Raw genomic sequence first — 21,821 nt, 5'->3', positions numbered from 1 at the left:
GTCGAAATCGTTCGTCCCGCCCGCCGCCCTGGCCGCGATCAGGGCGGGTGCGCCGGCACGGGACGAGCCGATCGCCGGGTAGTGGACGAACTCCCAGAGCTGGTGCACCGGGCGATTGGGCCGGGATCCGTGGCGGGGGATGCCGGCAATCGGCTTGATCATTTGCCAAAGCCAGTGGCTACTCGGAAAGCCAGTGGCTACTCGGGGAGTCTCTGCGCGGCATGGTCACGCGCCACCTCGAGGCGCCGAGCGAGTTGATCGCAGGCGGCCTCTATCCGGCCCTCCTGCAGAAGGTCGACGAACTCGCGGTGGCTGAGCGGGACGATGTTGTCATCCGAGAGGCCGGCGGTGATGACGGCCAGCCGAGACTCCGTCAGGAGTTGCGCGTGAACCTCGGTCAGCCTGCGAGAACCTGTCAAGGCAACCGTTGCCGCATGGCACTTGTGGTCGAGTTGGATCTGTTTGACACGGTCGGCAGACTCCAGCGCGGCCTCAAGGGCGTCAACGCTGTCGGCCAAGGCATCGCGGCTGGCCTGGTCCGCTTCGCCGTAAGACCGCGCGCCGGCGGTTTCAATATGCAGTCGAGCGGTGTAGATGTCGACTAGCTGTTCACGGCTGATACGACTGACCATGAACGCCAATCCACGTCCTCGTCCTTGAACCAGTCCTTCGTTCTGCAGGCGAAGCAGGACCTCACGGACGGTGGGCCTGGCGATGCCCAGCCACTCGCTCACCTGTGTCTCCGGCAGCGGGGTGCCAGGAGTCAGCGACCCGTAGATGATCTCGCTGCGCAACTGGTCGACGGCTTGGTCCACCAAGCTCGTCCTCTTCAGTTTCATGGCTGCTCGCATCACCGACTGATAGTAGAGCGGCGGAAGCTCGGCAGCCAAAGGCCGGCCGCTCCCACACCACTCCTGGCAGCTTGCTCACTGCGCCGCTTCCACCTCCGCCGCCCGGAAGCGCTCCACTCTCCGTAATGACGATGTCGCCGAGAGTCGTGCCTACTGTCGCCCCCATGCCCCGAGTGCACACAGCGGGTCGGCGAACCACAGCTTTGAGACAGGCCCCCATCCCGCGCCCCCAAGCCTACGGCGGCGCGACGTCGAGCGAAGACCAAGAAACCTAGTAACTAGACAACCTAGTTAAGGCTGGTTATGGTCCCTGTCAGCCCGGGGGCGCCAGCTGTAGTGCCTTCGGCCGCTCTCGCAAGGACGTCGGCGTTCCCGCGCCCCGACTCCGCCCAGGCGGCCACTCCGGCTGCCTGGCGATCAGTCTCGAAAGGCCCAATATGAGCGAGCGAATCGATACCGAAACTCCGATGTGGGGGAAGGTGACCTCTCTGGCGCTCCAGAACTCACCGGCACATGGGCTACGGCTGTGGGACCTCCCCGAGTTCATCCGGGCGTTCGCCGAGGTCAAGCACGCTGCGGCACACGCGAACCGAACCATGGGACTACTGGACGACACCCGGGCGAGCGCGATCGCCGACGCGGCGGTCGACGTCGCCCGCGGTGGGCTGCTCCGGCAGTTCCCGCTGCGTGTCGTCGCCACGGGCGGTGGCACCGCGACGAACATGAACGTCAATGAGGTCCTGGCCGCACGGGCGGGCCGGCACCTTCCGGCGGACGTGTCCCTGGACATCCACCCGAACGACCACGTCAACCGATCCCAGTCGTCGAACGACGCCTACCCGACGGCGGTGAAGATCCTTCTCAGTCGACAGGCACTCGATGTCGCAGCCGCACTCCGCGACCTCGCCGGCAGCTTCAGGCGTCAGGCGGAGCGACACGACGGACTGCGGCGTCTGGGGCGCACCGCTTGGCAGGACGCCGTCATGGTCTCGGTCTCCGATATGCACGAGGCGCACGCCACGGCGGCCGATCGCTTCGCCGCGCAGTTCGAAGCGGCGGCACAGACGCTTCATGTGGTCCCCCTCGGCGGCACGGTCCTCGGAACCGGGGTCGGGGCGCCCGACGGTTTCACTCAGTCGGTCGTCGAGCAGCTCGCAGGCATCACCGGACTGCCGCTGACCCCGAGCGCCTGTCCGGCCGATGCCTTCGCTCATGCCGACGGGTACGCGACGCTGGCTGACATCGCCGCACGCTGCGCCGCGATCTTGGCCAAGCAGTGCGAAGATCTGCGCATCTTGAGTTCCGGCCCGAACGGAGGCCTGTCGGAGATCAAGCTCCCGACGCTCCAGCCGGGTTCATCGATCATGCCGGGCAAGGTCAACCCGGTAGTGCCGACCATGGTGATACAGGCCAGTTTCTCGATCCGTGCCGCGGCCACGGCGGTAGGCATGGCCGTCGTGGTGGGCGAGCCCGACATCAACCCCAATACTCCGGCAGTCGTCGCGTCCCTGTCGCCGGCACTCACCGAACTGGCCGCGGTCATTCCCGTCTTCATCGACAAGTGCGTCGACGGCATCGCGTGGAATCGCGAGCGTCTGGCCGCGCTCGCGGCTCGCCCCTTCGACTCCCTCATCACCGAGGCGGAGGAGGCCGGCTACGACGTGGTCGCCGACAGCACAGTTTCCTGACGCTCATGCGAAGAGCCGGTCCATAGCTGCGTATACCCGTCCGTCCGGAGCGGCGACGGCTTGGCCCGCCTTTTCTCGAACCTGATCGGATCATGGTTATGCAGAGCACCACCGTCGCCGGCGACAGGATGAACATCCTGTTCCGGGCGATCGCCGCAATCGAGCGTATAGGAAATAAACTCCCCAACCCGTTCTGGCTATTCTGGATCATGTCCGGGATCCTGGGCGTTGTCAGTCTGGTTCTTTCTCGGATCGGCGTGGCCGTCACCCTGCCCGGCTCCGATAAAGCGGTCGCATTCAAGAACCTGCTGTCCCTGGACGGGCTCGGTTACGCGGCCAAGTCAGCGCTCGACAACTTCGGGCAGTTTCCGCCGGTTCCGCTCGTCGTCGCGATGATTCTCGGCGTGAGCATCGCGGAGTCGAGCGGACTCATGACCGCCGTGCTCAAGGCTACGATCATTCGCTTGCCGGCACGCTGGGTAACGTTCGCGCTCGCCTTCACGTCAATGATCTCGCACGTCATGGGCGACTCGGCCTACGTGGTGATGATCCCGCTCGGCGCCCTGGCCTTTCGCGCGGTCGGCCGCAGCCCGGTGCTCGGGGTGCTCGTCGCCTTCGTCTCGGTGTCCGCGGCCTTCAATGCCAGCCCCTTGATCACGCCGTCCGCGGCGATCCGCGCATCCCTGACGACCGCGGCCGCCAAAACGATCGACCCGAACTACGTGGTCACGCCAGTGGCCACCTACTTCTATGCCGCGGTCGCATCGGTGCTCCTGTCGATCGTCATCGCACTCGTAGTCGAACTGTTCCTGGCCAAACGACCCGAGTTCAGTCAGCTCCCGTCGAAAGAAGACGATCCAGACGCCGACCAGGCGGACACGCTGAACGTACGCCTGACACCAGGGGAACGCCGAGGGCTGAGGTGGGCCGGCGTCGCAGGTGCGGGTTACGTCGCGCTTATCGCGGCCTTGCTGCTCATCCCGGGTTCTCCGCTGCGCGGAGAGGGCGGCAGCATCGTCGAATCGGTGGTCATCGTCAACATCGCCGTGTTCATATCCCTGCTGTTCGCGGTGGTGGGCTTCGTCTACGGCCGGATGATGGGCACGGTTCGGTCGCTTGGCTCGCTGCCCAAGATCATGGCGGACGGCATCATCCCGATCGCACCCGTGCTCGTTCTCTTCTTCGCGGCCGCTCAGTTCCTGGCCTACTTCGACTGGACAGGTCTCGGGACCGTCGTGACCGTCAAAGGCGCCGAACTGATCAGGCAGTTGGCGGCACCAGATCTGGCCGTCCTCATCGTCGTCATCTTCGCCATCGCCGTACTCAATCTCATCATCTCAAGCGGTACCGCGATGTGGGCCATCCTCGCCCCAATTTTGGTACCCATGATGATGTACGTCGGTCTGCGGCCGGAGGCGACTCTCTCAGCATTCATGATCGGAGACTCTGCCACCGGTCCGGTGACGCCGATGAACGCCTACTTCGTCCTCGCACTCGGATATGTGCAGAGGTACCGGAAGAACGCCGGAATCGGCAGTGTCATGTCATTCACGATCCCAGTCTCGCTCGCGATCCTGCTGTCCTGGGCCGCGCTCTTCGTCGTCTGGTATCTCCTCGGCATCCCACTCGGACCCGGGGGTCACCTCTACTAATACTCCGGTCCGGTAATACTCCAGTCCGGGTTCGCGATCTTGCGGCGGGCCCGGCTGGGAACCTTTACGGCCACCGCGTGATCATCGGGTGTTGTGTGGACTCCTGAAGATCGTGCGGTGGCCGCAGGTCGTTAGCGTAGACGCTGCCCGCCGGCGGGCGTCGAGGAGTGTTTCCAGTTCGACGTCCGGGCCACCGGCTTCCTTCCCTGCCGTCGACGGCCCCGCCCGCGCGGCTGAGGCCGGCCTGCCCCCCATCTGGGGACTCACCGCGGGCGGACGCAAGCAAACCGGCCGCGATCCGCGTGTGCTGCCTGTCAGCGTGCTCTGCGACGTCGAACTCACCGTCACGCGCCCGGCTCCTGCGCGCCGCCTGGGTCGGCGAGCGAGCCACCGAACAGCTGACGTCGATGGGTGACTGCTGACGCAGTTGGGCGGCGGCGTGTGTACGGGAGAAGGCCTGCCGGGAGACGTCTGTGCCCGGCACGGACTGGCCCTCGGAGATCTCCGACGCGGTTCGTCGCCGAGGCGACGGAGGCCGTCAGTTCGGCCGCCGCTCGGGGGCTGCCCCGAGGACCTTCCCGCCCCGTCCTCGTCGAACGGGAGGGTGGAGCGCGGCCTGTTCGGCGTGTGAGCTGCCGCCCGTGGTCGGCCGGGCCGACGTCGCGCCCGCCATGCCCGCTGTCTGACCGAGTTCCGCGGCCGTCCGGCCCCGGCGGCCCAGGTGATGACCTGCGGCAGCCCTCGTGCCGGGCCTGCCGGCGGCATGAGTTGGTGAAGGAAGTTCCAGACTGAAGCCGATGGATGATTCATCCTTCGTTCATCAACTGAAGTGAACTATTTTCCGCCGGAGCTCTACGGTCGCGTCATGCGACAGATGCGTGTAATGACCGTGGGCGATGTTGTCGGCCCCGAAGCGGCTGCGTGGCTCGGTGCCCGCCTGCCGGAACTGCGTGCCGAGTACGAGCTCGACTGGATCGTGGTGAACGCGGAGAACGCCGCCGTCACTGGCCCGTTGCCGCAGAACGGATTCGGGACCACCCGTAAGGAGTTGGACGCCCTTATCGCGGGTGGTGCCGATGTCATCACCGGCGGGAACCACTCGTGGGACGGTCCCGAGGTCGCGGAGTCGTTCGCGTACCCGCAGGTCGTCCGCCCTCTGAACGTGCAGGAGACGCGCGGAAAGGGGGTCCTGACCATCGGTGAGGGTGACAAGACGCTGACGGTGGTGAATCTGCTGAGCCCCGGCGCGGTGGGCAAGGGGTGCCTGGCCCCGAAGCCGACCGACCTGTGGGACGCGTGGACGGAGCTGGCCGAAGGCGGTCTGCTCCGGGGGACGGTCGTGGTTGACCTGCACAGCGGGTCGCCGTCGGAGAAGGCGTGGTTCTCCGGCGCCGTCGACGGGCAGGTCGCCGCGGTCGTCGGGACCCATACCCACGACGGGACGATCCACGCGCACTTGCTGCCCGGCGGCACCGGCTTCGTCGCGGAACTCGGTATGGCCGGCCGGTTGGGCTTCAGCGGGTACGGGTTCGACCCGATCCACTTCGTCAAGGGTTTCCGGGGTGAGGACACCTCCTCACTGCCGCCTTTCCAGCTCGCCACCGGTGACTTCACCCTGGGCGCGGCGATCTTCGACATCGCCGACGGGCTCACCACGTCGGTGGTCCGCGTCGATGCCGACTGATCACCATTCCTCTCTTCTCCTCCTCGAACCCCTCTGCAGAGAGCAGTCATGATGTCCATCTCCCTTGTGCGCAGACGCCGGCGGCGACTTCCGGTCGTCGCCGCGGCCGTGGCGGTCGCCGCGTCGGCTCTGAACGCGTGCTCGTCGCCGTCGGCCGGATCGAAGGCCGTGAGCGATGAGATCACGATCGCGGACCACGCGATTCCGCAGTCGCTGGACCCGATGAGCTCGGCGTCCTACGAGACGACGCAGCTGACCTTCCTGTGGGGTGGCTACCTCACGAACTACGCCGACGGGAAGGACAGCGGCAGCCCGCAGCTCGCCAAGTCGGTCACCGCCTCTCCCGACGGGCTGACCTGGACAGTCAAGCTCCGTTCCGGGCTGAAGTTCTCCGACGGATCCGCTCTGACCTCCAAGGATGTCGTCGCTTCGCTCGATCGGATCCTGTCGACGCCGAACGTCGCCGGTGACAACTTCATCGGCCCGGTGATGAGCAGTATCAAGAAGGTCACCGCGCCTGACGACAACACGGTGTCGCTGGCGATGAGCCGTCCATATCCGGGTCTGCCGGCCGCTCTGTCGACGCCGGAGATGATCATCCTTCCGGCGTCGGCCATCGCGAAGGGCGACAGCTTCTGGAAGCACCCGGTCTCGGCCGGCCGGTTCAAGCTCGACACCCTCGATACGACCAACGGCAAGTTCACCCTCTCGGCGAACCCCAACTACTACGACACCACGCCGCGCAAGGTAAAGAAGATCAACTTTGTCGCCGTCACCGACGCCGCCACACGTCTCGCGCAGCTCAAGAGCGGGCAGGTCGACTACGCCGACAACATCCCGGGGAACCTGCTGTCGCAGGTGAAGAGCCCGCTCACGCTCGACACGGCGAAATGGAACGGGGGCCAGATGGGGCTGTCGGTCAACTTCAACGACCCCATCGCCGGTGACAAGCGCGTCCGCCAGGCGATCTCGCTCGCCGTCAACCGTCAGCAGATCGCCGCCTCGGCGCTCGGCGGCGAGCGCGTCGGGCTGCCGCTCTACGGCATCCCGTGGAACCAGGACAACGACTCGCCGAACGTCAAGGCCACCAAGCAGAACATCGCCGCGGCGAAGGCCAAGCTCAAGGGCACCAAGTGTCAGAACGGGTGCACCATCCCGCTCGTCACCGTCACCGACTCCGCGTGGCAGGTGCCGCTCGTCGCTCAGGTCGTGCAGCAGCAGCTCAAGGCCATCGGCATCCGGCTCGAGATCGAGAACACGACCTTCAACCAGGTCGGAGACCGTCTCAAGCAGGGCGACTGGGGTCTGTTCACCCGCTGGATCGGCTATTACGAAAACACCCAGACCTACCTCGGTGGCTACATTTACGGCGACCCGAGGTCGGGCAACAACGCCAACTTCTGGGGAACGCTGCCGACGAAGCCGGACATGCCGGAGCTGAAGGCGCTGTCCGACCGGATGAAGACCGCCTCCTCCAGTGAGGCGCCCGGGCTGGTCGAGAAGATCAACGAGGAGTATGCGAAGGAACTTCCTTCGATCCCGCTGACGACCCTGAGCTACGTGGGTGTGTCCCGGTTCCCGAGCAACGTCATCCACAGCGTGGGCGCTTCGTATCTGGTCCTGCCGTAACTCGCGCGAGGACTCGCGTCAACCCGCGCGAGGACGCGCATCGCGAGCCCTTCCTCCCTCTTCCGTACGGCTCACACCGTTCTCCAGAGAAAGCACTGCAGATGTCCTCAGCAGTCCTGCCCGGTCCGGCGGCCCGCCGGACCGGCAGCCGGGCAGGCAAGCGCCTGGCCGCCATTCTCAGTCCGTTCGTGCAGGCGATCGTCGTGACACTGCTCGTCATGGTCATCACCTTCTTCCTCATCCGGACGCTGCTCGGCGACCCGGCCGTCGTCCTGATCGGAGGAAACACAGGCGCAAGCCCGCAGCGGATCGCGGCGCTCCGCGCCGAGCTCGGACTCGACAAGCCGCTCCTCGTGCAGTTCCTCGGCTACCTGGCCGGTCTCCTGCACGGCGACCTCGGCAACTCCTTCCAGCACCCGGGCACCACCGTTGCGAGCGTCGTCGTGAACGGTGCCGGGGTCACGTTCGCCCTCGTCGGCGTGGCGCTGCTGATCTCGTGCGTCGTCGGCATCGGGGTCGGGCTGCTCGCCGCGGGCGGCAACCGGCCGGTGTTCGACAACATCGTCCGCGTGTTCTCACTGATCGGCCTCGCGGCACCGGGCGCGCTGGTCGGTCTCGTGCTCATCCTCACGGTCGCGCTCGGCGGACGGCTGTTCCCCGCAGGCGGGTGGGGGAGCGGCTACCCCGACAGCTTCCAGTACCTCTTCCTGCCCGCGGTGACCGTGTCGTTCTGGTTGACCCCGATCATCCTCCGTGTGGTGCGGACACGCGCCGGCGAGGTGCTGCACGAACCCTTCGCCGAAGCCGCCGCGGCGCGCGGTATGTCGCGGGCACGGCTCATGCTCCGCCACGTCGCCCCGAACTGCGCCGGTCCGGTGCTGGCCGTCATCGGTGTCAGCCTGAGCTACCTGATCAGCGGTGCGGTCATCGTCGAGATCGTCTATGGCCTCCCCGGTATCGGACGGGCGATGACGACCGCGGTCGGATCGCTGGACTTTCCCGTCATCCAGGGCATCGTCCTCCTGACCGGCGCGGTCGTCGTGGTGCTCAACCTGATCGCCGAGGTCGCCACGCGCGTGATCGACCCGAGGGCCGCCCGGTGACCGCCGTCGTCGAGCCGCCCAACCCGGCGGCAATGCCCCGGCCCGCTTCCCCGCGTCGCCGTCGCACGCTGAACCTCCGCGCGGAGCGGCTGGTCGGACTGACGATCGTCGTGGTCCTCGCCCTGGCGTTCATCATCGTTCCGTTGGTCAGCCCGGTGTCGTCCTCCGACATCAGCGCGATGCCGCTCGCTCCGCCCAGCGCCCGGCATCTGTTCGGCACCGACCAGCTCGGCCGGGACATCTTCGTCCGCGTCTTCGAAGCCGGCCGGATCGACCTCGGGCTCATCGTCGTCAGCATCGCCGTCGCGGCGTTCGGCGGTGCGCTCCTCGGCCTGATCGCCGCCTACCTTCCGGCCGTGGGCCGCGCCGTGATCAGCAGGATCACCGACGCGACGATGGCGTTCCCGTACATCGTGCTCGTGATCGCGCTCGCCGCGGCGCTCGGTAACCGTGAGCTGATCCCCGGTCTGCCGCGCGGCGCCGCCGCGATCAGCATCGCGATCATGATCGCGTGCTGGCCCCCGTACACCCGGCTGACCATGTCCCGCGCGATCGTGCTCCGCGAGCGGGACTCCGTCGTCGCCGCCCGCGTCCTCGGATACGGACCGATGCGCATCCTGTTCCGGCACATCGGGCCGGCGCTGGTGTCGACGAACCTGTCCTACGCCGCGACGCAGGCGGTCGCGACGACCGCGCTGGTCGGTTCGCTGGCGTTCCTCGGCGTCGGCATCGCCCCGCCGACGCCCGAACTCGGCCGGATGATGGCCGACAGCATCGCCCTGCTGCCGATCGCCTGGTGGGCGCCGATCATTCCCGGCCTGGTCGTGCTCGTGCTCGGTGTCGGCTTCGCCCTCATGGCCGACTCCGCTGGTGGAAGGAACTCCCGGTGACCGCTCTGCTCGACGTCCGCGACATCAACGTCACCATCGCACAGACGAAGGTGCTCAACCGTGTGTCCCTCGCGCTCGACAGCGGTGAGGCGCTCGGCATCATCGGCGAGACCGGCTCCGGGAAGACCATGACCCTGCGCGCCATCACGGGGCTGCTGTCCTCGATCGGCGGCCGGATCGAGTCCGGCACGGTCCACGTCGACGGCCGCGACGTGACCCGTGAGTCCCTGCGGAGCCGGCAGCGCACCCTCCGCGGGATCGTATCGATGGTGCCGCAGGCGAGCATGTCGAGCCTTGACCCGCTGCAGCGAATCGGCAGCCAGGTGCGCGAAGCCCTGCGGCTGACCCGGCGCACCCGGGTGACCGATGACGACGTCCGCCACGCGCTCGAGGCGGTGCGGCTCACCCCTACCGAAACACTGCTGCGCTCCCGGCCCCACGAACTTTCCGGTGGGATGCGGCAGCGGGTGATGATCGCGCTCGCGCTCGCGTCCGAACCGCGCCTGCTCCTCGCCGACGAGCCGACCACCGCTCTGGACGCATCCGTCCGCGCCGACGTGCTGAACCTCTTCACCGGGCTGCGACTCGAGCGTCAGCTCGGGCTCGTGATCATCTCGCACGACATCAACGCGATCGCGTCCGCGACCGATCGCGTCGTCGTCATGCACCAGGGCCGGGTGGTCGAGACCGGCCGCACCGCCGAGGTGCTCCAAAGCCCGCGGGATCCGTACACGCGGATGCTCGTCAGCGCCCTTCCGGAACGCACGCCTCGCGGGTACTACCTCCTGGCCCGCCGCGGGAGCGAGGAGTCGCAGGCCGCCACCGACGGCGAGTACGTACCGGTTCCGGCCCGAGCGGTGCCGACCGGGAATGTGCCGACGGTCGAGGCTCGTCGGCTGCACTTCTCCTACGGAGACCGGCAGATTCTGCACGACATCCGCGTCCGTGTCCGGGCCGGCGAGCGACTCGGGATCGTCGGCGAGTCCGGCAGCGGGAAGTCCACGCTCGCCCGGCTGCTCACCGGCGTCCTCCCCTCGGACCAGGTGACCGTTGACGGCAGGCCGTGGCGTCGCTTCGGAGGCCGGCAGCCGGAACGGCACGAGGTGCAGCTGATCCTGCAGGACCCGTTCGCGTCCCTCACCGAAACGCAGACCGCGCTCGCGAGCGTCGAGGAAGCATGCCGGACGGTGCAGAGGCTGCCGCGGCGGGCAGCGCACGAGCGTGCCCTCGAGCTGCTCGAGGCCGTCGGCCTCACCGGCGATCTCGTGCACAGGCGACCGGGCCGGCTCAGCGGTGGGCAATGCCAGCGCGTCTCGATTGCCCGCGCCCTGGCCGCGAATCCGTCCATCCTCGTCGCCGACGAACCGACGTCGGCGCTGGACCTTTCCGTCCAGGCGGGGATCGTGAACCTGCTGCTCACGCTGACCACGCGGCGTCCGCTCGGCCTCGTCGTCGTTTCGCACGACCTGGCGGTGATCTCCCATCTCTCCGACACCATCGTGGTGATGGAACGGGGGCGCATCGTCGAGGCCGGTCCCACCGACCAGGTCCTCTTCCGGCCGGAACACCCGTACACCCGGCAGCTGATGTCCGCGAACCCCTGGCTCGCACCGAACGCGGCACCCGGTCCGGACGCGGGCCGGCGAACCGGGGCCCGCGCGCTGGAACAGACCGATGCGTAGTCGTGAATCGACCCCAGCCGATCGCGGCGATAGCGCGTCCGGTATCGACAGTGCTTGGATATGACCATGTCCGCTGACCTGACATCGGCGCCGCACACGAGCCACGATCGCGGCACACTCATCGCACGGATCCGGGCGCTTTTCCCATCGATGTCACCCACCCAGGCGGCCGTCGCGAACGTCGTTCTCACCAATCCCGCAGCAGTCGTCCGCATGACGGTCACCGACCTCGCCACGGTGTCGCGAAGCTCTGTGGGCAGCGTAGTGCGGTTCTGCAAGGACCTCGGACTCAAGGGGTTCCATGAGTTCAAGTTGCAGCTCGCGTCGGAGGCGCCGGCCGACTCGGGTGATCGCGACGTGGCGCAGGACGGAACACCGGGCTCGATCATCGCGTCGGTGTTCCAGTCGACGTCCCGGTCGATCGCGGCGGCGGAATCGAGCATCGACCCGGAGGAGTTCGAGCGCGCGGTCCACGCACTCGACGCCGCGCGGCGGATCGTGCTCGTCTCGGCCGGCCCGTCCGCGCCGTTGGCGATGGACACCGCCCTGCGGTTCCGCAGCGCCGGCCTGCCGATCGAGAATCCCGCGGACCCGATCTCGCAGCACATCTGCGCGTCGATGCTCACCGGGGGTGACGTATGCCTGGCGATCAGCCACACCGGCAGAACGCGCGCGACGGTGGCCGCGGCGGAAGCGGCCCGTGATGTCGGCGCGACGGTCGTCGCGGTGACGAGCTTCTACCGCTCACCGCTGGTCGCGGCCTCGTCGGTGACCCTTGTCGCGGGTTCGGGCGAGACCCGGTTCCAGATCGAGGCCATGATGAGCCGATTCATCCATCTCGCGGTCCTGGACGCGCTCTACTCCGCGGTGACCGCGGAGAACGCCGAACGCACCCTGCGCGGCGCGGCGCTGTCCGCGCGCGCCGAAGAGACGCACCGGATCTGACCACCCGCTTCCGCTGCCCGGCCGATGCCGGGCAGCGGAAGCGGGTTGACGCCTACGCCCACGCAGTGGGCTTGTCGAGCGCGTTGAACTCGAACTCGGTGAGCACGCCGTAGTGGTCGCTGGCGGTCGGGTACTCGTTGAACACGACCTTGCTGCTGTTGATCACGCTCTCCACCTCGAGGTGGTTCTCCGTCGAGCCGGCGAACACGTAGTCGATGCGACGATGGTGCGGCTCCTGCACCCAGTAGTTCGGGACGATGCCCTGGGCATCGACGACGCTGCGTGCCACCCACGGGCTGTCGGTCGTCCAGGTGTACCCGGGAGTGCCGTCACCGGCGATCGCCCAGCTGTCGCGGAACGCCGCGCTGCGGCCGTTGATCGCGGACTTGCCGGTGTAGAAGCGGATGCAGTCCTGGTCGGGGGCCGCGTCGAAGTCACCGGCGAGGATCGTCGGCGCCGTCTGGCGTCGCTTCTCCTCGAGCTCGGTGATGAACAGCGCCTGCTCGACGCGGGCCGCCTCGCGGGTGAACTTGAAGCTCGGCCGGGCGCCGAGGAAGAGCATGTCCACGCCGATCGGGAGAGGCAGAATCGCCTCCCACACGTACGGTCCGTCCTCAGCCGGGAGCCGGTGCACCTCGATGCTCTTCGGTGCCCAGCGGGTGCCGACGGCGGTGCCCCACGCGGGCCAGCCCTCCTGGGTGTAGTCGGAGGCGTGGTGCCAGTGGAGGGGCGAGTTGTCGGACACGAGCTTGAACGCGTCACGCTCCGGGGTGCGCACCACCTCCTGAAGGAACACGATGTCGGCGTCGAAGGTGCGCAGCCCCTCGAGCAGAAGGGAGTCCCGCTTCTCACGGTCCCGCGGATCCAGCCAGATGTTGAGGGTGAGCACGCGGAGGTTCATTTTCTTGGACATGGCCTCGACCGTAGGGCCCTTCGGTGAACTATCTTCCATCCGATCCTGAACGATGGAAGTTGACTCAGTCCCTTGGTCAGTGTCCGCCGAGATCGTTGAACGCGTCGAAATCGATGTCGAGCTCAACGCGATCGGCGCGGAAGCGCGTGTTCGTGTACTGCAGCGGCGTGCGGTCGACAAGCGTGTTGACAGATCGCACGACAAGGACGATCGATCCCGCCGGAAGGTTCATGTCCTCGGCTTCGGTCCCGTTCGCGATGCGGGAGCTGACCGCGCTCCAGGTGCGGACGTAGTCGTCGATGCCGACTGCGCGAAGCGCCTTGGTGATGGATCGGGTCTGCCGCAGGTGGATATCGAGGTCCGGCGTCAGAGCGACGTCGAACCAGGCGGTCGACCGTGCGACCGTGGTCCCGTTCACGTCGGCGACTGTCTCGACCTGCAGCGCGGGCCGTCCGTCGAGTCGCAGGCGGGTGGCTACTTCGTGCGGTGGGCTTGCCACGATCTCCGCGGCGATCGGTCGGTGTGACGTCGCGCCCGGCCGGCCGATGCTCTCGCTGAGGCGTGTGCGCAGACTGATCCGGTGCACCAGGAGCGTGTGCGGGACGACGAACGTGCCGCTGCCCTGGCGCGTCGCCACGAGGCCCTCGGCGGCGAGAGCCGCGACGGACTGACGCACGGTGTTGCGGTGCACGCCGAATCGGTCGGCGAGCTCACCCTCGGTCGGCAGTTTCACTTCGGGCGGGAACGAGCCGTCGACGATCTCGCTGCGGAGCTGGTCGGCGATGAGGCGCCACGTCGAGTAACCGGTGGCGGAACGTGTCACGTGAGGCATGGTGACCGAACAGTACCGCCTGCCTATGGCCTCGCGGACAACCCGACCGCGAGTTCATCTCGCATCCATCCGGCAGTCGTCCAGCTAACTAGATAAATCTGTCGGAGCCTCGTTACGGTCGATTCATCCAAAGAGCTGGATAAATTCGGAGGTTCGAGTGACGAGTCCGACTGAGGCCCATGCGACGCGGAGGCGGTGGATGCGGATCCTCGCGCAGGCGTCGTCCCGTCAGCTCGCCGACGCCTGGGGCGATGGGGAAGCCAAGCCCGAGATCGAGGCGATCCGCGGCCCGGAAGCGGGGCTGGTCATGGTCCGCGGCCGGGTGGGTGCCGGCGGGGACCGGTTCAACCTCGGTGAGGCGACGGTGACCCGCGCCACAGTACGGCTTCACGGCGGCCCGCTCGCGGCGGACACCGTCGGCAGTGCGTACGTGCTCGGGACCGACTTCGAACACGCCTGGTTCGCGGCGGCGTTCGACGGCCTGCTGGCGGACGAGAAGCTGCGCGCACAGGTGCTCAACGACGTCGTCGCGCCGCTGGAGCGCAGCCAGGCGTCCTACGACGACGCCCGGCACGCCGAAGCGCGCAGCACCAAGGTCGACTTCTTCACGGTCGCGAGGGAACACGAATGAACACCACGTCCACCACTGCGCCGGCGCCCGGGTTCGCCGATCCGACGAGGGGCGCGCAGCGCGTGTTCCGCGCCATCCTCGACGCGCTCGCCCACCCCGGCCGCTCGTATCGGATCGCCGTTCCCACTCAGGCGCCGGAGGCGCTCGGCCCGGGGCTCACGGCCGTCGCGCTGACCCTGCTCGACGAGGACGTGTCGGTGTGGCTGCACCGGACGCCGGCGGAAAACTCCGACGTGACCTCGTACCTGGCGTTCCACACCGGCGCGCGGATGGCGAACGAGCATGGGCCGGCGAACTTCGTCCTCGCCACCCCGGACACGCTCCCGGCTCTCGACGCGCTCGCGCTCGGCACCGATGACGCGCCTCACCAGTCGGCCACCGTCGTCCTCGACGCGCGGACCCCGGGCACCGGGGCGCGCTTCACCGCGACGGGTCCCGGCATCGACGGCCGGGTCGAGATCGAGGCCCCGTGGGCACCTGAGGGGTTCTTGGCCGCGTGGACGCGCAACGGCGCGCTGTTCCCCCGCGGCGTCGATCTGCTCGTCGTGAGCGACGACTCAATCGTCGCGCTTCCTCGCACCACGCGTCTGCGCGCGGTGTCCGATCAGGGTCAGGAGGCCTGATGTACGTCGCAGTCAAGGGCGGTGAGAAGGCGATCGCGAACGCGCACGCGTTGCTCGCCAAGGAAGGCCGCGGTGATCCCGGAATCCCGGCGATCAGCCAGGACGCCGCAGCCGGCCAGCTCCCGGTCCTGGTGTCCCGGGTGATGACCGAAGGGTCGCTCTACGACCCGAAGCTCGCGGCGCGAGCAATCCTGCAGTGCCAGGGCGACGTGCTCGAAGCGATCACGCTGGTGCGTTCCTACCGGACCACGCTGCCGCGATTCGGCTACTCGGAACCGATCGACACCGCCGGGCTCGACCCGCGGCGCCGCGTGTCCGCGACATTCAAGGACATCCCCGGCGGGCAGCAACTCGGTGCCACGTTCGACTACACACACCGGCTGTTCGCCGACCCCACCAGCGACGGCCCGACGGACACCGACGCCGACGCCGTGCCCATGCCGCGCGTGTCCGACCTGCTCGGCTCGGACGCCCTCCTCGAGCCGGACCGCGCCGCGGACTGGACAGACCCGGAACCGGCCGACCTGACGCGCGAACCCACCGTGTTCCCGATGACCCGGGCGGAGCGCCTCCAGGGACTGGCTCGCGGCGACGAAGGGTTCCTCCTCGCCCTCGGATACTCCACCCAGCGCGGGTACGGGAGCACGCACCCGTTCGCCGGCGAGATCCGTGTCGGAGAGGTCGAGGTCGAGTTCGACGCGCCGGAGCTCGGTTTCCCGGTGCCGCTCGGGCGGATCGAGATCACCGAATGCCAGATGATCAACCAGTTCACCGGCAACGCGGACACCCCCGCTCAGTTCACCCGCGGCTACGGGCTCGTGTTCGGGCGCGGAGAGCGGAAGGCGATGTCGATGTCGCTGGTCGACCGCGCCCTGCGGGCGGGCGAGCTCCAGGAGCGGATCGTCGCCCCCGCGCAGGACGAGGAGTTCGTGCTCAGCCACGCCGACAACGTGCAGGCCGCGGGCTTCGTGGAGCACCTCAAGCTCCCGCACTACGTCGACTTCCAGGCCGAGCTGCACCTCATCCGGCGGCTGCGGCGCGACTTCCACGACAACCCCGGAAGCAAGCAGGAGACGAACGCGTGAGTGCCCAGCAGATCGAGTACAACGCCGGCTACCTCGACGAGCAGACGAAGCGGATGATCCGCAGGGTGCTGCTCAAGGCCGTCGCGATCCCCGGCTTCCAGGTCCCGTTCGCCTCCCGCGAGGTGCCGCTTCCCCGGGGCTGGGGCACCGGCGGCGTGCAGCTCACCGCGGCGATCATCGGATCCGACGACCTACTCAAGGTGATCGACCAGGGCGCGGACGACACCACGAACGCGGTGTCGATCCGTGCGTTCTTCAACTTGGTGGCGGGCGCGCCGACCACGACCCGCACCGAGGACGCGACGATCATCCAGACCCGGCACCGCATCCCCGAGACGCCCCTCGGCGAAGGGCAGATCATGGTCTACCAGGTGCCGATCCCGGAGCCGCTGCGCTTCCTCGAGCCCCGCGAGACCGAGACCCGTCGCATGCACGCACTCAACGAGTACGGGCTGATGTACGTCAAGCTGTACGAGGACATCGCCAAGTACGGGCACATCGCCAAGACATACGACTACCCGGTGCTGGTGAACGATCGGTATCTGATGGCGCCGTCGCCGACGCCGAGCTTCGACAACCCCAAGCTCCACCAGAGCCAGGCGCTGCACATCTTCGGCGCCGGCCGTGAGAAGCGCGTCTACGCCATCCCGCCGCACACCGACGTGGAAAGCCTCGGGTTCGAGGACTATCCGTTCGAGCCGCAGACCTTCGACCAGCCGTGCGCGATCTGCGGGTCCACCGGCGTGTATCTGGACCAGATCATCACCGACAACGCCGGCGGCGCCCTGTACGCCTGCTCGGACAGCGACCATTGCGAGCGGACAGCCGCTCGCGCCGACAACGAAGAGGCCACCGCATGAGCGACGAGCGTCCGCTCCTGGAAGTGCGAAACGTCAGCCATCGATACGGCCACCGGTTCGGCTGCCGCGGCGTCGACTTCGACCTGTGGCCGGGCGAGGTGCTCGCGGTTGTCGGCGAATCCGGGTCCGGCAAGTCCACCTTGCTCGGCACACTCTCGCAGCGCCTGGACACCAGCGAGGGCAGCATCCGGTACCGGCTCGACGACGGTGACGTCGTGAACCTCGCGGAGCTCAGCGAAAGCGCGGTGCGCGGGCTCTGGCGCAGCGAGTGGGGCTTCGTGCACCAGAACGCGGCGGACGGCCTCCGCATGCACGTCAGCGCCGGCGGCAACGTCGGTGAGCCGCTGATGGCCAACGGATGGCGCCACTACGGGCGCATCCGCGCGGAAGCGACTGACTGGCTCGAACGCGTCGAGATCCCCCGGGACCGGGTCGACGACACCCCCGCCGCGTTCTCCGGTGGTATGCGGCAGCGGCTGCAGATCGCCAGGAACCTCGTCGTCTCGCCGCGCCTGGTGTTCATGGACGAGCCGACCAGCGGCTTGGACGTGTCCGTGCAGGCACGCCTGCTCGACCTCATCCGCTCGCTCGTCAGCGATCTGGAACTGGCCGTCATCATCGTCACGCACGACCTCGCCGTCGCCCGCCTGATCTCCCATCGGACTCTGGTGATGAAGGACGGCCGGGTCATCGAGTCCGGTCTGACCGACCGGGTACTGGACGATCCGCAGGCCCCGTACACACAGCTGCTCGTCTCCTCAATCCTGCAAGGGTGACCCGTGACCACCGACCAGCCGACCCTCGCCGTCTCCGGCCTGGACAAGACCTTCACCATGCACTTGCAGGGCGGGCAGCGACTCGCCGTGCTGCGCGGGCTCGACTTCGACGTGAGCCCTGGGGAGTGCGTCGTCCTCGGCGGCGCGTCGGGCGCCGGCAAAAGCTCGATCCTGAAGATGGTGTACGGCAACTACGCCGTCGATCGCGGCAGTGTCCTCCTTCGAGCCGGGAACATCGACGTCGACATCGCGACCGCGAACCCCAGAGAGATCCTCACCGCCCGTCGCCACGCCATGGGATACGTCAGCCAGTTCCTGCGCTGTGTGCCCCGGGTGCCCGCCCTCGAAGTCGTCGCCGAACCGCTCATCGCGCGCGGCGTCGATGCCACGGAGGCGGGTGAGCGCGCCGCCGAGCTGCTGTCCCGCCTCGGTATTCCGGACCGCCTCTGGGGGCTTCCGCCGGCGACGTTCTCCGGCGGCGAGCAGCAGCGGGTCAACGTCGCGCACGGCTTCATCGCCGACCTGCCGATGCTGCTCCTGGACGAGCCCACCGCCTCCCTCGACGCCCGCAATCGCCGCGTGGTCGTGGAGCTGATCGCCGAGAAGATCGAAGCGGGCACCGCGATGCTCGGCATCTTCCACGACGCGGAGGTGCGCGAAGCCGTCGCGGACCACGTCGTACCGGTCGAGGACTTCACCCCGATGAGCAAGGTGGCGGCGTGAGTCACCGGTACGCGATCTACGCCGCACCAGGCATGGGAAACGCCGCACCAGGCATGGGAAACACCGACGCCACAGGAATGCTTCTGCGCGAGCGCGCGGAATCCTGGCTCGGGCGAAGCGTCACCGGCCGCGCCACCCCCCGGGGCGTGCCGGCAGGGTGGACGCGCACGGCCGTCGACCGGATCACTCACGACGCGCGCCGGTACGGCTTCCACGGCACCCTCAAACCCCCCTTCCGTCTTGCCCCCGGACGCACCATCGCCGATGTCGCCACCGCCACCGCACGACTGGCCGCATCGACCGCGCGGGTCACGATTCCGCGGCTCACGATCAGCCGAATCAGCCGGTTCTACGCCCTCACCCCCGGCGAAGACGCCCCGGCCTTGAACGCGCTTGCCGCGTCCGTCGTGACAGAACTGGATCACTTCCGGGCACCGGCGACACCCGAGGAGCTCGCGCGGCGGAAACCACACACGCTCACGGAACGCCAGCGCACTCTGCTCACCGAACTCGGATACCCCTACGTGCTCGACGAGTTCCGGTTTCACCTCACTCTCACCGATCGCGTGCCGGACGACCGGCAGGACCAGGTCGAACAGACGCTGCGGTACTGGTTTCGCGACTGCCTCGACCGAGACGTCACCCTCGGCGCGCTCGCACTCTTCGTGGAAACCGAACCCGGCGCCCCGTTCCGCATCCACTCACTCCATCCGCTGGAAGGCTCCCGATGACCAACGACGAACTCGTTCTGACCAATGCCCGCGTGGTGCTCGGCGATGAGGTCATCCTCGGCTCGGTGGCCGTCCGAGACGGCCGGATCGCCGACATCAGCACGGGCATCGTGGCGGCGGGCCAGGACCTCGACGGCGACTACCTGCTGCCCGGCATTGTCGAATTGCACACCGACCACGTCGAGTACCACCTCCGTCCCCGGCCCGGCGTGCACTGGGAGGCGATGCCCGCCGTGCTCGCGCACGACGCTCAGCTGACGGCCGCCGGTGCCACCACCGTTCTCGACGCGGTCCGGCTCGGATCGGAGCCGAGCAACCGCGAGACGGTGACCCGGTCGGCCCGGCGGCTGATGGACGCGATCACCACCGCGTCAGCAGCCGGAGCGTTCCGAGCAGACCACGCGATCCACCTCCGATGCGAGGTGTCCGCCGAGGACTGCCTGGACCGGTTCGAGGAGTTCGCGGACCACCCGCTCGTGCGACTGGCCTCACTGATGGACCACACCCCCGGCCAGCGCCAGTTCCATGACCTCGCCCAGTTCAAGAAGTACTACATCGGCAAGGGGCTGGTGTCCGAGAGCGACGTCGACGCGTACGCTGACGAACTCCTGCACGAGGCGAGCCGCCACGCCGACCGCAACCGCCACGCCGTCGCTGAGGGGGCGCGTCGGCGCGGCATCGCTCTCGCGGCGCACGACGACGCGACGACCGAACACGTGAAGGAATCCGTCGGACTCGGAGTGCGCATCGCCGAGTTCCCCACCACCATCGTGGCTGCCGAGGCCGCCGTCGCCCACGGCCTGTCAGTCGTCATGGGCGCGCCGAACATCGTGCGCGGCGGCAGCCAGTCCGGAAATGTCGCGGCGTCGGCGCTCCTCGAACGAGGACTGCTCCACGTCTTCTCGTCCGATTACGTGCCCGCCAGCCCGATGCAGGCCGCCTTCCAGCTCGTCGCCGACGGGACGGTCCGTCTCGAGGACGCCGTCAAGCTGATCAGCTCCAACCCCGCCACAGCCATCGGTCTGGACGACCGGGGTGAGATCACGGTCGGCAAGCGCGGTGACCTGGTCCGTGTCCGCACGCACGCGCTTCCCGGCACTCCGGAGCACCCGGCGGGGCTGAGCGTGCCGATCGTCCGCACCGTGTACCGGCAGGGCGTGCGTGTCGCATGACCACACAGAAAATCGGCCCGGGCACCTTCGTCGCGGTCGTCGGCGCGAGCGGCGTAGGCAAGGACGCGCTCATCGCGGAGGCCCGACGCCACGCGGGTCCGGACGTTTCCCTGCCCCAGCGGCACATCACGCGTGCCCCCGGGCCGGGCGAGAACCACCTCCCGAGGTCCGTGCAAGAATTCCGGATCGCCTCCGAGGCGGGCCACTTCGCGATCGAGTGGAGCGCCCACGGCCTGCGGTACGGGATCCCGATCGAGATCGACGACGACATCAGGGACGGCCGCTCCGTCGTCGCGAACATGTCCCGATCCGTGCTCGACGAACTGGCGGCACGCTACGAACACCTCGTCGTCGTCCGCGTCACGGTCTCCGAAGCCGTCCGGGCGAGCCGACTGCGGACCAGGGGCCGGGAGGACGCGGATGACATGGCCCGACGGCTCCACCGCCCCGATCCCGCCCCCGACTACGCGGTGGACGCGGAGATCCACAACGACGGAACCATCGCCGACGGCGCCGCCGCGCTGCTGCGCGTCATCCGGACAACGCCGCGCCGCACCTCCGCGCCGGCGAGGCGCACGCCCGCCGTCTCCGAGTCGCCCATCGGACCGGGCGCGCTGCCGTCGGCAGGGATCGTGCACGAGGGCTCGACCGTCGTCGCCGGCACGCTCGGCCGGTACACGGAGGTCGGGCAGGGTTCTCGGCTCGCCGACGTCGAACTGGGTGACTACAGCTACTGCGACCGGTACTGCGACCTCGCGAACACGACCGTCGGGAAGTTCTCGAACATCGCGAGCTTCGTGCGGATCGGCGCGACCGACCACCCGCTCGACCGGGTGAGTCTGCACCACTTCATGTACCGCTCCGCGAAGTACTGGCCCGACGCCGAGGACGACGCGGAGTGGTTCGCGAAGCGGAGCTCCCGACGGACGAAGATCGGGCACGACACGTGGATCGGGCACGGGGCGCAGGTGAAGCCGGACGTGGTCGTCGGGAACGGGGCGGTGATCGCGTCGGGCGCGATCGTCACGAAGGACGTTCCTCCGTACGCGATCGTCGCAGGCGTGCCGGCGCGGATCATCCGGTTCCGGCAACCACCCGAGATCGCGGAGCGGCTGGAGCGGCTTGCCTGGTGGGACTGGGACCACGCCACGCTCCGCGAGCGGCTCGACGACTTCCGCACGCTCAACGCGGCCGATTTGCTTGACTGTTATGAGGTCTGATTCTTGGCACGGCCGGACCGGAAATCAGGGACCTTCGACCCTGCCCCTGGACTCTTCGGCCCTGTGCGGCCACTGCCCGGACTGATGATCATGTTGTGAGCCGGAAGGAGCGGCGATTTGCTCGCGTGTTG

At 68.2% G+C, this 21,821-nt stretch carries 20 protein-coding genes; 17 read left to right on the top strand and 3 right to left on the bottom strand.

The features are described 5' to 3' along the window. Nucleotides 1–197 precede the first annotated feature (197 nt). Entirely contained in the window at nucleotides 198–890 is a 693-nt protein-coding gene (locus JK364_RS40535; protein ID WP_201856430.1) for a GntR family transcriptional regulator, read from the bottom strand. 398 nt (nucleotides 891–1,288) lie between these two features. On the opposite strand from JK364_RS40535, the gene JK364_RS40530 reads away from it, so the two are divergent. The 8 genes from JK364_RS40530 (at nucleotide 1,289) to JK364_RS40495 (ending at nucleotide 12,124) form a co-directional block, all read left to right on the top strand. After that, nucleotides 1,289–2,539, top strand: coding sequence for a lyase family protein (locus JK364_RS40530; protein WP_201856429.1), 1,251 nt, complete (start codon nucleotides 1,289–1,291; stop codon nucleotides 2,537–2,539). 98 nt (nucleotides 2,540–2,637) lie between these two features. Continuing rightward, the gene (locus JK364_RS40525) at nucleotides 2,638–4,191 is read left to right on the top strand and encodes an AbgT family transporter (RefSeq protein WP_201856428.1); all 1,554 of its coding nucleotides are present in this window, start codon (nucleotides 2,638–2,640) and stop codon (nucleotides 4,189–4,191) included. Nucleotides 4,192–5,056: 865 nt separating this feature from the next. Continuing rightward, nucleotides 5,057–5,875 (top strand): YmdB family metallophosphoesterase, encoded by an 819-nt coding sequence (locus JK364_RS40520; RefSeq protein ID WP_201856427.1) that lies wholly within the window; start codon nucleotides 5,057–5,059, stop codon nucleotides 5,873–5,875. Between the two features lie 108 nt (nucleotides 5,876–5,983). After that, a complete protein-coding gene (locus tag JK364_RS40515) occupies nucleotides 5,984–7,504 on the top strand; it encodes an ABC transporter substrate-binding protein (protein ID WP_201856426.1) in 1,521 nt (506 codons plus the stop codon). A 101-nt stretch (nucleotides 7,505–7,605) separates the two neighbouring features. After that, nucleotides 7,606–8,607: an ABC transporter permease gene (locus JK364_RS40510; protein ID WP_201856425.1), complete on the top strand. Its 1,002-nt coding sequence runs from the start codon at nucleotides 7,606–7,608 to the stop codon at nucleotides 8,605–8,607. Further along, entirely contained in the window at nucleotides 8,604–9,497 is an 894-nt protein-coding gene (locus tag JK364_RS40505; RefSeq protein ID WP_201856424.1) for an ABC transporter permease, read from the top strand. Before JK364_RS40510 ends, JK364_RS40505 begins: the two co-directional genes overlap by 4 nt. Then, nucleotides 9,494–11,179 (top strand): ATP-binding cassette domain-containing protein, encoded by a 1,686-nt coding sequence (locus JK364_RS40500; protein ID WP_201856423.1) that lies wholly within the window; start codon nucleotides 9,494–9,496, stop codon nucleotides 11,177–11,179. The genes JK364_RS40505 and JK364_RS40500 overlap by 4 nt, the downstream gene beginning before the upstream one ends. 60 nt (nucleotides 11,180–11,239) lie before the next feature. Beyond that, entirely contained in the window at nucleotides 11,240–12,124 is an 885-nt protein-coding gene (locus tag JK364_RS40495) for a MurR/RpiR family transcriptional regulator (protein ID WP_307841528.1), read from the top strand. 52 nt (nucleotides 12,125–12,176) lie between these two features. Here the strand turns inward: JK364_RS40495 and JK364_RS40490 are convergent, their stop codons facing one another. Both JK364_RS40490 and phnF read right to left on the bottom strand, forming a co-directional pair. Then, nucleotides 12,177–13,037: an endonuclease/exonuclease/phosphatase family protein gene (locus JK364_RS40490; RefSeq protein WP_201856421.1), complete on the bottom strand. Its 861-nt coding sequence runs from the start codon at nucleotides 13,035–13,037 to the stop codon at nucleotides 12,177–12,179. A 76-nt stretch (nucleotides 13,038–13,113) separates the two neighbouring features. Next, on the bottom strand, nucleotides 13,114–13,860 hold the full coding sequence (gene phnF / locus JK364_RS40485) for a phosphonate metabolism transcriptional regulator PhnF (protein WP_201856420.1): 747 nt from the start codon (nucleotides 13,858–13,860) through the stop codon (nucleotides 13,114–13,116). A gap of 166 nt (nucleotides 13,861–14,026) precedes the next feature. On the opposite strand from phnF, the gene phnG reads away from it, so the two are divergent. The 9 genes from phnG to phnN all read left to right on the top strand — a co-directional run bounded on the left by phnG (nucleotide 14,027) and on the right by phnN (nucleotide 21,690). Continuing rightward, entirely contained in the window at nucleotides 14,027–14,500 is a 474-nt protein-coding gene (gene phnG / locus JK364_RS40480) for a phosphonate C-P lyase system protein PhnG (RefSeq protein WP_307841527.1), read from the top strand. Beyond that, a complete protein-coding gene (gene phnH / locus JK364_RS40475; protein WP_201856418.1) occupies nucleotides 14,497–15,123 on the top strand; it encodes a phosphonate C-P lyase system protein PhnH in 627 nt (208 codons plus the stop codon). The genes phnG and phnH overlap by 4 nt, the downstream gene beginning before the upstream one ends. After that, complete coding sequence (locus JK364_RS40470) at nucleotides 15,123–16,208, top strand: carbon-phosphorus lyase complex subunit (protein ID WP_201856417.1); 1,086 nt, start codon at nucleotides 15,123–15,125, stop codon at nucleotides 16,206–16,208. The genes phnH and JK364_RS40470 overlap by 1 nt, the downstream gene beginning before the upstream one ends. Then, a complete protein-coding gene (locus JK364_RS40465; protein ID WP_307841526.1) occupies nucleotides 16,205–17,068 on the top strand; it encodes an alpha-D-ribose 1-methylphosphonate 5-phosphate C-P-lyase PhnJ in 864 nt (287 codons plus the stop codon). Before JK364_RS40470 ends, JK364_RS40465 begins: the two co-directional genes overlap by 4 nt. Beyond that, a complete protein-coding gene (gene phnK / locus JK364_RS40460; RefSeq protein ID WP_201856416.1) occupies nucleotides 17,065–17,844 on the top strand; it encodes a phosphonate C-P lyase system protein PhnK in 780 nt (259 codons plus the stop codon). Before JK364_RS40465 ends, phnK begins: the two co-directional genes overlap by 4 nt. A gap of 3 nt (nucleotides 17,845–17,847) precedes the next feature. Further along, nucleotides 17,848–18,567: a phosphonate C-P lyase system protein PhnL gene (gene phnL / locus JK364_RS40455; RefSeq protein WP_201856415.1), complete on the top strand. Its 720-nt coding sequence runs from the start codon at nucleotides 17,848–17,850 to the stop codon at nucleotides 18,565–18,567. A gap of 77 nt (nucleotides 18,568–18,644) precedes the next feature. Beyond that, nucleotides 18,645–19,298, top strand: coding sequence for a DUF1045 domain-containing protein (locus JK364_RS40450; RefSeq protein WP_230993235.1), 654 nt, complete (start codon nucleotides 18,645–18,647; stop codon nucleotides 19,296–19,298). Beyond that, entirely contained in the window at nucleotides 19,295–20,470 is a 1,176-nt protein-coding gene (locus JK364_RS40445) for an alpha-D-ribose 1-methylphosphonate 5-triphosphate diphosphatase (RefSeq protein ID WP_201856413.1), read from the top strand. The genes JK364_RS40450 and JK364_RS40445 overlap by 4 nt, the downstream gene beginning before the upstream one ends. Then, a complete protein-coding gene (gene phnN, locus JK364_RS40440; protein WP_201856412.1) occupies nucleotides 20,467–21,690 on the top strand; it encodes a phosphonate metabolism protein/1,5-bisphosphokinase (PRPP-forming) PhnN in 1,224 nt (407 codons plus the stop codon). The genes JK364_RS40445 and phnN overlap by 4 nt, the downstream gene beginning before the upstream one ends. Nucleotides 21,691–21,821: the final 131 nt, after the last annotated feature.

This window comes from Streptomyces endocoffeicus, from assembly GCF_016741935.1.
Taxonomy (GTDB): domain Bacteria; phylum Actinomycetota; class Actinomycetes; order Streptomycetales; family Streptomycetaceae; genus Streptomyces; species Streptomyces endocoffeicus.
Note: the sequence above shows the minus strand (reverse complement) of the source record. Positions and strands in the feature narration are given on the sequence as shown.